Origin of the sequence: Mycoplasma anserisalpingitidis (assembly GCF_007858495.1) — a bacterium.
Lineage (GTDB): Bacteria > Bacillota_I > Bacilli_A > Mycoplasmatales > Metamycoplasmataceae > Mycoplasmopsis > Mycoplasmopsis anserisalpingitidis_A.
Genome location: NZ_CP041663.1, coordinates 64508 through 79390, shown reverse-complemented (window position 1 = coordinate 79390; position 14883 = coordinate 64508). Strand labels below are relative to the sequence as shown.

The following is a 14883-nucleotide window of genomic DNA, read 5'->3' as shown; positions in this document are numbered from 1 at the left end:
AAATAAATTTGCCAGCAATTGTATTAATTATTAATTTCTTTGAATTTCTTAGCAAGAATTATGTCTTTTTTAAGATATCCGAATGAACTTTTTGAAATAAATGTAAGTACTAAAAGAATAAAACTTAAAGCAAATCCGCTAAATGCATCATAATATGGAATTTTATCACTATAAACATTAACTCAGAATTCAGTTCCGCCAAGTTCTTTTTTAACTTGTACAACTAATTCTTGAGGTTGTAAAGTCAAGTAGATGAACATAACAACTAAAATTATTGTAATTAAATACAAGATGTATTTATATAAATTACTTCCATTGAATTTATCACTGAATAATCCATAAATAATGGTGTTACTAATTGTAAATATAATTAAAGAAGCGCAAACAATAATTGAACCAAAAATAGTTGTTAAATATCTAAGTTGATAAGTTGTTGAATTATACTCAATGTTTTTTAACAATTCTTCTGGTTCTACTTCAGTAAGATTTTTTCTTAGTCAATCGAATTCATAATCAATTCTATTGTGAAGTCTAAAGAATAAATTGATGTAAATTACTGCAACAGCTAACGAAATTATAGAAACTAAAATCACAGTAATTTTTCTTGAAAAATAATTTTTCATATTAATTAATTCTTAAAGTTGTTTCTGAGTTGAAAATATGTGCTTTTTGAGTATTAAATTCAACGAAAATTTCACTAAATAATTCAAATTCCATGTCATTACTACAGTTAGCGATAATTTCAACATCACCTGAGAGTTTAACTGCAACCAATTGATCTTTACCAATTAATTCAATGTTAGTAATTTTACCTTTGATAGTATTTTTAGTAGATTTTTTATGAAGTTTAATATCTTCAGAACGGTATCCAATAGAAATTTTTTGTGAATTAGTTATATTTTTTCTGTGAGCATTTTCAATGTCGATTGAAATTTGTTTATCAAAAGAAATAAATTTATTTTCTTCAAAAAATCCTTCAATAATATTCATTGTAGGTGAACCAATAAATGTAGCAACGAATAAATTAGCTGGTCTAAAATATAAATCACGACCAGTTCCGCTTTGTTGGATTTTACCATCATTAAATACTACAATTTGATCACCCATGGTCATAGCTTCTAATTGGTCGTGTGTAACATAAATACTTGTAGTGTTAAGCATTCTATGAATATTAACGATTTCACGACGCATGTTTTCACGAAGTTTCGCGTCAAGGTTTGAAAGCGGTTCATCCATTAAGAAAACAAGTGGTTTTCTAGCAATAGCTCTACCAATAGCAACTCTTTGACGTTGTCCTCCAGAAAGATCTCTAGGTTTTCTATATAAATAGTCATCAATTTTTAAGATTTTTGCAACATCTTTAACTCTACGGTCAATAATATCTTTACGTTCCTTAGCTATTTTAAGACCAAAAGAGATATTATTGTAAACATTCATGTGTGGATAAAGAGCATATGATTGGAAAACCATAGCTATGTTTCTTTCATTAGGTAAAAGGTTATTGTAACGTTTATCATTGAAAAGTAAATCACCTTTAGTAATTGAGTTAAGTCCGGCAATCATTCTTAATAAAGTAGTTTTACCACAACCTGAAGGTCCTAGAAAAATACAGAATGTTCCTGGTTTAATTTCAAGATTTATGTTTTCTAAAGTATATTTTTCATTTCCTTCATACTTTTTAGAAAGATTTACTAATTTAATGTGAGCACCATTAGTAGTTTTTGAAACTTCCCCAACTTCATTAATTAATTTATCTAAATCAACTGTTTCTAAATCAAAATCTTGTTCTATATCAATATTTTCTAATAATTCTTTTTTCATAAATTATCCTTTCACGGCTCCATCACTTAAACCACCCACTATGTATTTTTGCAAGTACATAAATAAGCAGAATGCTGGAAGTGAAGCTAGTAATGAACCAGCACCATAAGCACCAGCGTTAACATATTTACTGTCAGTGTTAATGAATGTATCTAATCCAACAGCTAAAGTTTTTTCGGCTTGAGTTCTTAAAACAAACTTAGGTAAGATAACATCAGTAAATGGAGTTAAGAATGATCAAAGCGCAACCATAATTAGAGCAGGTCTAATAACAGGTACTAAAATTTTAAAGAATAGTCCTCAGTTTGAACAACCATCAACTTTTCCTGAATCATCAAGCTCAGTTGAAAGGGTATCAAGATAGCTTTTTAACATAAAAGTATTTGATGCAATTGCCCCACCACTATAAATTAAGACTAACATAATTTTAGGGCTTAAACCAATACTTTCACCGAGTCCAACTAAAATGTATAAACAAATAAGCGAACTGGTAGCCGGAATCATTTGAAGAAGCATAATGATTGTTAATGAGTGTTTTGAACCAGCAAATTTAAATCTTGAATAAGCATAACCGTTTAATGCAACAAAGATTGTTGAGATAATCATTGTTAAAACAGCAATAAAGATTGTGTTTCCGTATCATGTTAGGAAATAACTTCTTTCACTATAAAATAAGTACTCGAAGTTATCTCATCCAAATTTAAATGGATATACAGAAATAATACGACTATTGGCAACGTTAAACGCTGAAATAATAAGCGAAACAATCGGGAATAAAATTATTAATGATCAGAATAATAAAATTCCATAATTAATAAATAATCAAACTATTTCAATTGGTGTAGGAGGTTTTTGATCTGAATCGTTTAATGAAATTCTCTTAGGTTCTAAACGTTTTTGTTTTACTCTATTTTGAATTTCTTTACCTAATTGATTGTAAAAAGATTTTCTTTTGAGTAACATTAATCCCTCCTTGACATTGATTTAATAAATCCTTTTGCAGCAATAGCGATACTAAATATTGAGGCAAAAGTAGTTAATGCTGCAGCAAAGGCTTGGTTACCTTCAATTTTTACTGCACCAGTAGTTAATTTATAAACTCATGAAATAATAATATCTGTAGATGCTTCACCAAAAGCAGTTGGGTTAGCGTAATCTGGACCACCACCAGTGAATAAACTGATTGTTGTAAAGTTGTTAAATGCACCAACGAATTGACCAATTAACATTGGAGCAATTGAAAGAAGAAGCGAAGGTAAGGTAATCTTAAGAAACACATCTTTTCCTTTTGCTCCATCAACACTAGCAGCTTCATAAATATCCCTAGGAATAGATTGAAGATTTCCGGTTACCAACATGAAGATTCAAGCATAACCAATTCATGTTTGTACTAAAATAACTAATGCTCTTGCTGTGTCAATTTCATATAATCAGTTTTTACTTTTACTTAAGATTCCAAGTCACATTAATACACTATTCATATATCCATATTCACCACCTTGGAATGCGTTTCTCAAGAACATAATTGTAATAAATGCTGGAATTGCTCAAGGTAAAATAAAGATAACTCTAAAAATTTTTCTTCCTTTAATTCTAGGGTTATTAGCTAAAATAGCAATAACAATTCCAAGAGTTATAGGAATTAAAGTTGAAGCAATTGTTCAAATTATTGTTCAACTAATAACTCTGCTTAATGATAAGAATAAATTATTTGTTCTGAAAACTCATCAAAGTCCTCATTGTTTTAGACCTACTCAATCAACAGCTTGCGTAGGAGCTTGGTGTTGATATCCATAGTTAGTGAATGAAAGTAGAACACTTGTGATAATTGGGGCAGCAACAATAAAAATCATTAATACTCAACCACCAATTGAAATCATTCAAGGGAATCCACCCGTTTTCATTCAACGTTTTGTATGAGTTCAGTTAGAAGGTCTAGAACCTTGTTCTAGTGATTTCGCTACTCTAAATGCCGAAACTGAACAAATCACTAAGTAAATAATTGCAAATATCATTGCTAAAATAGAAATAACAGCTCCAAAAAGGTAATAACGTGCATCAGGAAGAATTCCTTTATCAACATCCATTATTCCTTTACCTAAGTCATATAGACCAGGGATACCATTCATCTTGCTTCAGTATGCACCAAGAGAGAATGGAACTATTAAGGTTCAAACTATAATAGCACCGATAAATAATAAGATTCCTTTAAGTCTTTGTTTAAAGAATAATATTTCAGGTATACCAGGTAAAATTAATCCAAGAATTAGTGAATAATATCTAAGATTTTTAATACATTCAAGCGGTATAGATTTTTGTGCTTCAGTTATTTTTGAATCATATAGTTTTCTATTAATCTTCTTTTCAGCATATTTTCTAAAACTTTGTGTTTTAAGAATATTTTTATTTTTAAATACTTCAGAATTTAATATTGCTTCTCTATATGCTTCTTTATAAGCGATCTTAAATTCAATTTTTTTGTTTTGAAATGCTTGTTTAGTGATTTCTTTATGTCTTTTTCTATTTTTTAGGTCTTTAATTTGGTTTTTATAATTATTTTTAAGTTCTTTTTTGAGGTTTTTAAATTCGATTTTTTCTTTACTAAGTTGGTTGTTTTCTTTCAAAAGAAACATTGAGTACTTAGCTTGAATTCGTTCGATGATGAATTTTTCTCTAATTTTTTTATCTTCAATAACTTTTTCATAAAGTGCTGAAGCCTCAACTTTTTTGAATTGTGACTCATAACTAGTCTTTTTAAGCACTTCCGCACAAGAAGAAAGATAATTAGATTTTATGAACTTTTTAACTTCGCTCTTGATTTTAAGTTTGTTTGCATAAGTAAAGAAATATTTATTAAAGAATTTTTTACTTTTTTCATCATAAACAACATTTTCTTTTGTTTTTTCAACAAAAAGATCAAATTCTTTTCTAACTATTTCATCTATTTTACTTAACTCAATTTTTAAGTTTTGTTTATAAATTCTTTTAATTGATTTTAATTTTTGTTTAGTAGTAGATTTTAATTTATTAATTTTGTTTTTATTATTCGCTTCAATTTCTAAGATTTTATTTTTGTTTTCTTTAATTTTTTGTAAAGATTGTTTCTTAATATTTTTAGCTTCAACTTTTTGTTGTTCAATTTTTTGGTTGTATTCGTATTCTAATTCGATTATTTTCTTTTTAGCAAGAAGTTTTATATTACTTCTTTCAACTAAAAATTTCTCTTTTTCAACCTTTTTAGTATTATTTAATTCTTCTTTTAAATTTTGTTTTTTGAGTAGAAGATTTTGTCTAGTTTTTTCTAATTCAATAAATAAATTAGCGAAAAATTTGTTTTTGTCTTTTAAACTATCTAATAACTTAATTTCATATTCATGCAACTTAGTTTGATTTATTAAGTTAATATCAACTTGATCACCTGGATTAAATTTTTCACTTAGTTTTAAATAAATTAAAGCAACTGAAAAAATGCAATATTTTTTGAATAATTCAGCTTCTTCAAGATTTGTTTTGTTAATTAATTCACTTATTAAAACGTTTTTTCTTGATACTTCATCTGCTGTTTTTTCTAGTGATTTTAAGAAATCTTTTGCGTAAACACGTAAGTCTTTCTTTTGTTTTTGAATTTTATTAATTTCAAAATTTATTAATTTTTGTAGACTTTCAGCATGTTTTAATCTTTTGGTAGAATCTTGAATAACTTTAGTTTTATTTTTAAAGGCTACTTTATGACTTGATAATTCTCTTTTTAAATTGCTGTTGATTTTGTATCTAGCTCTAAGAAATAAATCTTTTTCGATTTTATTTCTTAAGTTTATTTTGTCAACTGTTCTTGTATAAATGTTTCTGGTGTTGTGTTTATATGCTTTTAAATTACTTCCAATTTCTGGAACAATTAAGTCAAACTCTTCACCGTATCAGTTATACAACTTCAAATTATCCATAAACTATCTCCTTCCTTTATTTCTTATAAATTCAAATTCTTGAATTCGTCTATCTCTATATAAGATAAACATATAAACTGCTAGTGAAATTGCGACAAATAAATTGCCTAATGATAACAACAAGCCAAGGGATTTTTGGCTTGTTGTTATTTGTTCTCATTGTATAAATGGAATTCCTATTAATATAATAAATATTATTATAAAAGCTATATAGAAACCATAACCGCAACTAAGTTTACCTCTTAGCAAAATAATATAAATTAGGAAAAAGATAAGTATTAATGAGTTAGCGATATATGACAATATTTTGGACAAAGCAAAATTATTTAAATATTGTTCTGCTAGTTTTTGAATTTCTTCTTTAGATAAACTTGGATCATTGATCTGTGGTTTTTCAATTGGAAAGACAAAGAATGAAGTAATTCAAAATATAGAAACAAAACAAATAAATGCAATTCCACTAAGATAAAGATAAAATTCTCGTTTGGTTATGTTTCTTTTTAGTTTTTTATAGAAATTCATATTTAAATTAATGATTAGCTAAATGTAATAACTGTTGAACCTTGAGAATTTTCAATAGTTTTAGCAGTTTCGATGAATAAGCTTCCTAATTTTTGGTAAATAGCTTCCTTAAATTCATCTACAGTTACATTTTTATCTTTATCAGCATCGTAAATAGCTTGATATGAGTTTTGTGAACCAAATGTTCTATCGTTTCAAAGAACTCATAATTTTTCGAATTGTGGGTTACCATTATCCACACGATTTACTTGAGTTGTGAATATTCCTAAACCATTATCTTGAAGTGTTTTTGCTGATGAAATAACATCCATAATTTTTCCAACACTGTCAAGTTTACTCAATTCTTCATAAACTGTAGCAGTTTGTTGAAGAGTTCAATCACTTAATGAACCGTCTTTTTTATTAACTTTTGATTGTTCAACAATTTCAGCTGTTACTAATTGAACTTTAGCATCGTAAACATAGTTATTTAATGCTTGTCTTACTCTTAATTCAATAACTTCATCAGAAGCTTTATTAGCAGAATAACTTGCTAATTTCTTAGCGTTAGCAATAGCTTCAGCATAAATACTTTCTAATTTATTTTCGCTAATAGCATCTTTTATTTTTTGAATTAAAGCATCGACTTCACCACCATTATCACCATTAGCTCCTAAGATAAATGCTTCTATCTTTCTAACATGGTATCCACCACCGTCAGCTAATGAACCGAAAATTTCACTTGGTGTTGACTTAAATACGCTAGGTGATAATTTTCAACTTTCAAGTCATTTTTTGTTTTCTGAACTTGATTCTTCGTCAAATTCAATTGCAAAAATGTCTTTAATTAAATCTCTTAATCCTAATACAGAACCAGTTTCAGATTTATCTGTGAATACAGTTTTAACTTTTTCAGCAAAACCTTCAACTGAAGCATATTTATCTAAAAGCATTTTCTCTGATGCATCAGCAGTTGTAGGAACTTTTTGTCACATTGAAGATTGGAATGTTTTTTCTTTACTAATTGAGTATTTTGTTTTGTATTTTTCAAATGCTTTTGAAAACTCTTCTAATGATTCATATCCAAGATGTTCTTTAACAGAATTCATTAATCTATTAAATTCTGGGTTACTAAAATCATTAGCATCTTTTACAAGTTGTTGTTTTTGTGATTCAATAAATGGAATTTTTGAATCTTGTTTGTAATACTCTAATCAGCTTTTTGGTTGGTAAATTAATTTTAATATTTCAACAATAGCTTCTCTACGAAGCGCTGAATAAGCATTATTTCTTATGTTAATCATGTATGATCATGATCCTGGTGCTTGTAAATATTTGTAATCATCAGTTACATTAATTGCGTTAAAGAATGTATTAGCATTTGCAGTTTTTTGAGTATTTTGAATATCTCATGTTCCAACAAGTGCATAACTGATTTTTCCTTCTTTTAGTAAGTTTCATACAGTATTTTGAACTTGACCCATGTCTGCATTTAATAATGATTTAAGTGTTTCACGGTTAATACCTTTTTTAGCTCAAACTGTTTGTTCATATTCAGAATCATTTTTGTTGTATACCGCATCAAAAATTGGATATACTAATCTAGCTGCTGTATAAGCACCTTCTTTGTAAGCATCTTTAATTTCTTGAGGTATTTTATTAGATTCACTTCCGTTAAATCCAGTAGTAATTTTTGCTCCTAAAGAGTAAAGAATTTTAGCCATTAAATTATCATAATTTTTATTTTCTGGATTATCAGATTTTAGTTTGTCAAATACACCAGCTAAAACACCATTACCATATCATAAATCTTGAATTCTGAAGAAAGCCTCACCAGCTTCAACTAATTCAACCATTGAGTTTGTATCTGGATTTGCTAATTGTTTTCTAACTTCATCCATTGACTTGTTAGAAGCCATAACAATACCTTCTTGGTTGTGTCTTAAAGCAACAAATTTAGAAGTAATATTATCGCCTTTAATTCCATTAACTGAACCGAATTCAACTAATTCGTCAATTAATTTTTGTGATGCTTGATCACCAAGAATTACTCTCCAAATATTTGTATCTTTGTATTTTGTTGTTTTTAAGAATTCATTTAAATCAACTACAACATTATCTTGCACTGAAGTTGTAACTCTGTCATTTGGTCCGTAGAATAAATCTGGAACTGCTTTAGTATCTGTTGCACCAACAGTACTTGCATCAAGTGCTGATCATACATCTTTTTCAAGCACTTTAATATTGTAACCATATTTTGTATGATATTCTGTTTTGTTAAATTCAGCTATAACATTGTCATACATTCCTTTTTGAACACCATCAACTGCAATAACAATTTCTTTATTCTCATTTACCGGTTTAGTACCTTTATCATCTTTTGAACAAGCTGCTGATAGAGCTGCTAATGATGTTAGTGATGTTAATCCACTAAGACTAATCATTAATTTGGAAAATTTATTAAATTTCATTTTTCTCCTTTTTCTATTCAAAACTAATTTCATTTTTTTCGTAAGCTACGTATGAAAAAACAATTGCTAATGGGCAAAGAATTATACTTAGAGCAAAAATTATCGCTAAAATGCCGATTCACTTGTTAAATTCAGTTTTACTCAATATATAAGTAATATGAGATAATATTATGATATTTATTAAGTAAATTGCAACAAATAATGCAATTAATGCTCTAAGTATTACATTTTCCTGAATCTCTTTGAATAATTCATTAGTTTTTTCAACACTGAAATCAAATTTCTTTTGAATTAGAATACTTGCTAAATATATTATGAAACACAAAATAAAGATTGAATTGAAACACAAATATAAATATTCTTGTATTTTAGGTAATGTCTTTCTTTCAAGTGGTCTTTTACCTAAAAACAAATAACGTATTTTAGTTTTTAATGTTAATTTATTTCTTTTTATTGTCTTCTTCATTTTATGTCCTTAAAAATTATAATTTTTATAAATATTAGTTGTGGTTAAAAGCGACATTTCTTGTTTAATGTTATGAATAATTAACTTGACTAGTCAAGTACTTTTAATACTATTTTATAGTAATAAAAGTAAATTTAATAAAAAATATGAAAAATGCATAATTTTATACTATGGAAAATTTTCCATAATGGAAATTGAAATATTTGATTCAATTTTAATTCAGGATAAAAGTAATTAAAAACTTAGGAGTTAATTTCTAAGTACTTTATTCTATGCTATTTGTTTTTTATTTCTTGTTTTGATGAAAGAATTTATTACAAAATGAGAAGTAATTTTTATACTATATATCACTAAATAAACAATTCCTATAGCTCCAAATATAATCGCTCTATAGTGTACTCAAAAGTTAAACATTTCATTATATTCAGAATTACTATAATTTATTGCAGAAAAGTTGATTGTTATTGTCAACATTAAAATTCAAGCAAGAACTAAAGAAATAAAATATTGACTAATTGTTTTTTGAGTTATTTGCTCGTACAATGAATAATTTCTTTTTTTGACAAAATATTTAATTGTTTCATAAATATTAATAATGGCTACAAAAATAATTGTCAAAATTACTATCGAAATAAATCTAAATCTAAAGTTTTGGCCAGTTAGTGAGATTATGATACTTGCTAATATAGTTAAAATGAAGATAGAGATATAAAATATTATGTTTCCTACTGTACTTTTATCTATTTTAATTTTAAAACTTAGTTGATCTTTATCTAATACTATGATGGGTAAATAATTTGAAAAAATCATGCCAATCATAAATACAAATACAAAAATAAATCTTACATGTGATATTCCATAGTATTGATTATAAAGGTGTAGAAGTTTTTCTTCGTCCGAAGGCATGGATAATATTCTAACTGTATCATTTACTTGTAGAGGAAATATGAAAAAATAAAAAACTATTAATATACCTACAGATGCAAAAATGTTATTTTTAATTATTTCATGAGGAGTTAATTTCTTTTTGAATAGAATATAAAGCAAGAAATTTAATGGGTAAGACAATAATAATGGAATTATGTGTAAAAACTAACTTGACTACCAAAAAGTGTTGTAAAAGTGTAAAAAACTAAAAATATAATTGTTTCAACAATACTTACTAATATGTGTGTTGCTTTTAAAGTAATTTTCATTAATAATATCTCCAATCTAAATCTAATATAAAGTAACAATAATCATCTATTTTATAAACCATAATTTGTCCTCCTTAACAATAAAATTTTGTCTAATCTTTTCTTAACATTACCAATGTATTAAAAGTTTTTTAATATTGGTGTATTTTGTATGGTTACATTTTAATATTTAAAATTTTCATCAATTCTGCTCATCTATTTTCTAATAAATATTGATTTTTTTATAAATATCTAAAAACAAAATATCAATATCGTTTGGTTCTCTTGATATTATATTTTGAATCTAAAGTGATAGAGAACCTCGAATTACAACATCTTCTTCCGTTAAAATTTTCCCTATAATTTCATTCTTATAATCCATACACTTAAATTATATTCTTATCAAATAAATATTTTTTTAATATGGAATTTTTACCATATAATAAAAAGTACTATGAATTAGTTAAAGTAGTGATTATTTTATGTTTATTTAAAATTAATTTAATTAGTTCGCTTTGCAAATTGAACATTTTAAAAATTCTTAAAATTTTATAGTGTATTTAACATTTAAAAATACATTTCTTGTATTTTGTTATATAATTGTTTAGATTTTTCAAAAGAAAAAGGGAGGTCTAATATGGCAAATATTAAATCTAAAGTTAAGAACATTGCTAAGATTGAAAAAGCTAGAGCTAGAAATGCAGCTATGAAATCACGTGTTAGAAAAGCTATCCGTGCAGCTCGTGAAGCAGTTATTGCTAAAGATGAAAAAGCAACAGAATTAGTTCAAAATGCTCACTCAATCATTGCTAAAGCAGTTCAAAAAGGTGTTTTCCACCCAAATAAAGGTGCAAGAAAACAATCAAGACTTGATGAATTTGTAAACAAAAACAAATAGTCAGAATTCAAAAACACACTATTGATTAGTGTGTATTTTTTTTATAATTTTTGTACATCAATAAATAACCTTTAGAAGTAGTTTCTTCCTCAATGAATTGGTGAAAATTTTGGCTTATAAGATTAGCATCACCACCACTTATAAAATAAGTGTTTTTATTATTTAAATAAATATTTTTGCATTCAGTTATAAAACCTTCTAAACTGATTGTTGATCCCCTGTAAATATTTGGAATGACTGTTTTTGCAAATTCTATTACTTCTTTATTACTCATATTTGAAATTAGTTTGTAATATCTCTTATTTAATATAGAAGCATCTTTAATTAAATTGATAATTGTTCTAGCTAGACCTAAAGTTATAGCCACTTCATAATATGAGTTATTTTTTAATGCAATAAAAACTGTTGCAGTACCAAATAAAAATAAACCTTTAGTTTCTTGACCATTAAATTTTTGACTTAAATATTCACTATTAGCAATTAAATCAATTCCTTTTTGTTTTAATAAGTTGCTATCTATTTTATAACTAATACATTCACGGAATTCTTCCATATCAAATAAGCTAATACCTAAATTTTCTTTTTTGATTTGAGAAATTATTTTTTTAGTTAAATTTATTACCACCGAACCAATTAATCCAGTAGAAACTTTGTGTTTTATAACTAATTTAGAGATGTTTTCAACTATTAAATTAACATCGTATTTTTTAATTTTAACTATCTTAATGTTATCCAAAATTTTAAAATCTTGGTTAATTACATTAATTTTACAATTTGAATTTCCAATATCAACAACTAAATATTTTATTTGCTTCATATTTTTATTTCACTTGCTATTTTTGATGATAATTCTTCTTTAGTTAAATTATCAAATTCAATATTATTATTTTTAGTTAAAATAAATCCTGAAGTTAAAGAAGAATTTAACGCTTCCTTAGAATTTAATATTAACATATCAAGGTTTTTACCACTTAATTTTTTTAGGCCATTTTCAAGGTTCTTGCTACTTTCAAGAGCAAAACCAATTTTAATTTTTTCTGGATAAGTTTCTGAAACTCATTTAAGAACATCAATTCCTATTTTATAAGTAAAATTAATTGTTGTATCTTTTTTAATTTTTCCATCAAACTTATCAAAAATTAAATCGCTCACAGCAGCTACCGATAAGTAAATATCTTGAGATTCAATGTTTTCTTTTACTGCATTAAAATACTGTTCAACAGTAGAAACATTGATAATTTTAATATCATTATTTATATATTTGTTTAATTCAGGTAAATTTGAATTTATTACTGTTAAATCAAAAAAATATTTTAATTCATTAATTAATGATAAACCCATTTTTCCTGATGAACGTACTGAAACAGTTCTTACATCATCTAATTTAACTTCAGTATAACCTAAAGTAATTAATAATTTTTTAATTGGTTTTTTAGTAACAAAATTAAATAAATCCTTCACTTCAACCACTCTACCGTAACCTTCATCACCACAATATAATTTACCATATTCAGGTCCAACAAATGTTACACCCAGTTTTTTTAATCTAATAATATTTGATTGTAATATTTCATTATCAAACATTCTAAAATTCATTGCTGGACAAATAATTGTTTTATTAAAGAATCCCAGTGATAAAATCGACATTACAAAATTATCTGTTATTCCATTAGCTAATTTATTTATAGTATTAAAAGTAGCTGGATAAACAATAATTTTATCAGCTCATTTTGCTAGTTGAATGTGTTTGGTAGTTAATTCAGAGTAATTATCATCATCAACATAATTCTCATTTAGTTCAACTAAATTCATCTTTAGAGCATTATTAGTTAAACAATATTTAACTTCGTGACCATTTTGACTAAAGATTTTAATTAATTCATTTGTCTTTTTTAGAGCAATGCTTGCACTAGACAGAATTAAAATTTTCACTATTTGCTCCCAAAAATTCTATCACCAGCATCACCAAGACCAGGTTCAATATATTTATGATCATTTAATCTTTCATCAAGTGAAGCTAAGTAAATCATAAAGTCTTTACCAAATTTTTTCTCAATATGTTCAACACCTTCTTTTACCCCTACTAAACAAACTAGTTTAATATTTGTAAAACCATCTTTTTGAAGTCTTTCAATTGAATCTGCAGCACTACCACCTGTTGCAAGCATAGGGTCAACAACAAAAATTTGACTATCCTTTGCCACTTCAGGCATTTTGTAGTAATATTCTTTAGCCTGAAAAGTTTTTTCATCTCTATAAAGACCAATGTGTCCCACTCTAGCTTCAGGAACTAATTCAAGAAGACCTTCGACCATTCCTAATCCTGCTCTTAAAATAGGTACTATAACAATTTCTTTATCATAAGTAAATCCATTATATTCTTTTTCAAGCGGAGTTGTAATTACTTTAGTTTTGGTCTTGTAATCTCTTAAAATTTCATAAACCATAAGCATTGCTATTTCATTTAAATTTCTTCTAAAACGAGAATGATTTGCATTTTTATCTCTCATGTTTGTTAATTTAATTTTAATCAATGGGTGTTCTAAAACTTTCAACATATTTTCTCCTTATTTATACACAAAAACAAGATTAAGAACTGTAGTTAGAATAATTAATAAAACTACAACTGATAAAATCCCAAAAACTCAAAGGTGTAAATAATGATCATTTCTAAGCTTATCATATGCTCTTTTATTTTTTTCTAAATCTTGATCTTTTATTTTCCCTGTTTTTAATTCATTTATTAATTTTTCGAGTTTATTTAAATATTCTTTGTTTTTTGCTTTTCTTAAATTTGTTTTTTGCATTCTATTTTGTACTTTATTATATTCTTTTTCTACAATTGAGATAAATAAGATTCTAAATTGAGAATAACTTATCATTTTTTCATTCTTTTTACTCATTACTTACCTCGATCTGACTTAGCAAATAAATCGCTGCTGTTTCAGCGCGTAAAATTCTTTTTCCTAGTGAAATGCATTGAAATCCTTTATCAATTGCTTTATCTACTTCGAAATCACTAAAACCACCTTCAGGTCCAATCAAAAATAAAACATCTTTATTTATTTTTTGTTTAATAAAAGAATTATCAACTTTTTCATGAGCAATAAATTTAACTTCTGCCTCTTCGTTTATAATTTCGTCAAAAGTCTTTAATTCACTTAATTTAATGATTATGTTTCTATATGACTGCTGGGCAGCATTAAACATTATTTCATTGAATCGATCAATCTTTTTATTGAATTTAAACTTAGCTATTTCACTATTAGTATGAGTGGAAATAAAAGGAATAATTTCAGTTGCACCAAGTTCAACAGCTTTTTCTATGAGCCATTCAAAACGTTCTAATTTTATGAGAGAAACCCCCAACTTTACTTTAAAGTTAAATTCATGATTTTCATTAATTTCTTCTTTTATTTCAGCAATATTTTTATTTAAAACACTTAAATAAAATTTACCTTCATAAACTCCGATAATTTCCTTGTTTTCTAGCCTTAAAACCTTAAAATGTTTTAATGTTTTTTCATCAAAATACAACTTATCATTCTGTTTGTTAATAGCAAAAAATCTATTCATGAAATAATTATAAACTAATATTAAACTAGAT

At 26.1% G+C, this 14883-nt stretch carries 14 protein-coding genes; 1 reads left to right on the top strand and 13 read right to left on the bottom strand.

Translation table 4 applies throughout. The features are described 5' to 3' along the window. Positions 1-23 precede the first annotated feature (23 nt). From FOY43_RS00365 to FOY43_RS00330, 8 genes are all read right to left on the bottom strand, one after another. Positions 24-623 carry a hypothetical protein gene (locus FOY43_RS00365; protein ID WP_146308491.1) on the bottom strand — a complete coding sequence of 200 codons (600 nt, stop codon included), beginning with the start codon at positions 621-623 and terminating at the stop codon, positions 24-26. A gap of 1 nt (position 624) precedes the next feature. Further along, positions 625-1821, bottom strand: coding sequence for an ABC transporter ATP-binding protein (locus tag FOY43_RS00360; protein ID WP_146308490.1), 1197 nt, complete (start codon positions 1819-1821; stop codon positions 625-627). Between the two features lie 3 nt (positions 1822-1824). Beyond that, complete coding sequence (locus FOY43_RS00355) at positions 1825-2784, bottom strand: sugar ABC transporter permease (RefSeq protein ID WP_146308489.1); 960 nt, start codon at positions 2782-2784, stop codon at positions 1825-1827. Then, positions 2784-5765, bottom strand: coding sequence for an ABC transporter permease subunit (locus tag FOY43_RS00350; RefSeq protein WP_146308488.1), 2982 nt, complete (start codon positions 5763-5765; stop codon positions 2784-2786). Before FOY43_RS00350 ends, FOY43_RS00355 begins: the two co-directional genes overlap by 1 nt. 3 nt (positions 5766-5768) lie before the next feature. Then, on the bottom strand, positions 5769-6287 hold the full coding sequence (locus FOY43_RS00345; protein WP_146308487.1) for a hypothetical protein: 519 nt from the start codon (positions 6285-6287) through the stop codon (positions 5769-5771). A 14-nt stretch (positions 6288-6301) separates the two neighbouring features. After that, entirely contained in the window at positions 6302-8737 is a 2436-nt protein-coding gene (locus FOY43_RS00340) for a hypothetical protein (protein ID WP_146308486.1), read from the bottom strand. Positions 8738-8750: 13 nt separating this feature from the next. Then, positions 8751-9203 (bottom strand): hypothetical protein, encoded by a 453-nt coding sequence (locus FOY43_RS00335; protein WP_146308485.1) that lies wholly within the window; start codon positions 9201-9203, stop codon positions 8751-8753. Between the two features lie 270 nt (positions 9204-9473). Beyond that, positions 9474-10271 carry a hypothetical protein gene (locus tag FOY43_RS00330; RefSeq protein WP_146308484.1) on the bottom strand — a complete coding sequence of 266 codons (798 nt, stop codon included), beginning with the start codon at positions 10269-10271 and terminating at the stop codon, positions 9474-9476. 744 nt (positions 10272-11015) lie between these two features. Here FOY43_RS00330 and rpsT point away from each other — a divergent pair. Beyond that, positions 11016-11276 carry a 30S ribosomal protein S20 gene (rpsT, locus tag FOY43_RS00325; RefSeq protein WP_146308483.1) on the top strand — a complete coding sequence of 87 codons (261 nt, stop codon included), beginning with the start codon at positions 11016-11018 and terminating at the stop codon, positions 11274-11276. A gap of 25 nt (positions 11277-11301) precedes the next feature. Here rpsT and FOY43_RS00320 read toward each other — a convergent pair whose 3' ends face one another. Genes FOY43_RS00320 through FOY43_RS00300 form a run of 5 tightly spaced genes read right to left on the bottom strand, consistent with a single transcriptional unit; the run spans position 11302 to position 14852 of the window. Further along, positions 11302-12093, bottom strand: coding sequence for a type III pantothenate kinase (locus tag FOY43_RS00320; RefSeq protein ID WP_146308482.1), 792 nt, complete (start codon positions 12091-12093; stop codon positions 11302-11304). Then, positions 12081-13208, bottom strand: coding sequence for a bifunctional phosphopantothenoylcysteine decarboxylase/phosphopantothenate--cysteine ligase CoaBC (coaBC, locus tag FOY43_RS00315; protein ID WP_146308479.1), 1128 nt, complete (start codon positions 13206-13208; stop codon positions 12081-12083). The genes FOY43_RS00320 and coaBC overlap by 13 nt, the downstream gene beginning before the upstream one ends. After that, positions 13208-13834, bottom strand: a complete 627-nt coding sequence (gene upp / locus FOY43_RS00310) for a uracil phosphoribosyltransferase (RefSeq protein WP_146308477.1) — start codon at positions 13832-13834, stop codon at positions 13208-13210. Before upp ends, coaBC begins: the two co-directional genes overlap by 1 nt. A gap of 9 nt (positions 13835-13843) precedes the next feature. After that, positions 13844-14179: a hypothetical protein gene (locus tag FOY43_RS00305; RefSeq protein WP_146308475.1), complete on the bottom strand. Its 336-nt coding sequence runs from the start codon at positions 14177-14179 to the stop codon at positions 13844-13846. Further along, positions 14172-14852, bottom strand: a complete 681-nt coding sequence (locus FOY43_RS00300; protein WP_146308473.1) for a 16S rRNA (uracil(1498)-N(3))-methyltransferase — start codon at positions 14850-14852, stop codon at positions 14172-14174. The genes FOY43_RS00305 and FOY43_RS00300 overlap by 8 nt, the downstream gene beginning before the upstream one ends. Positions 14853-14883: the final 31 nt, after the last annotated feature.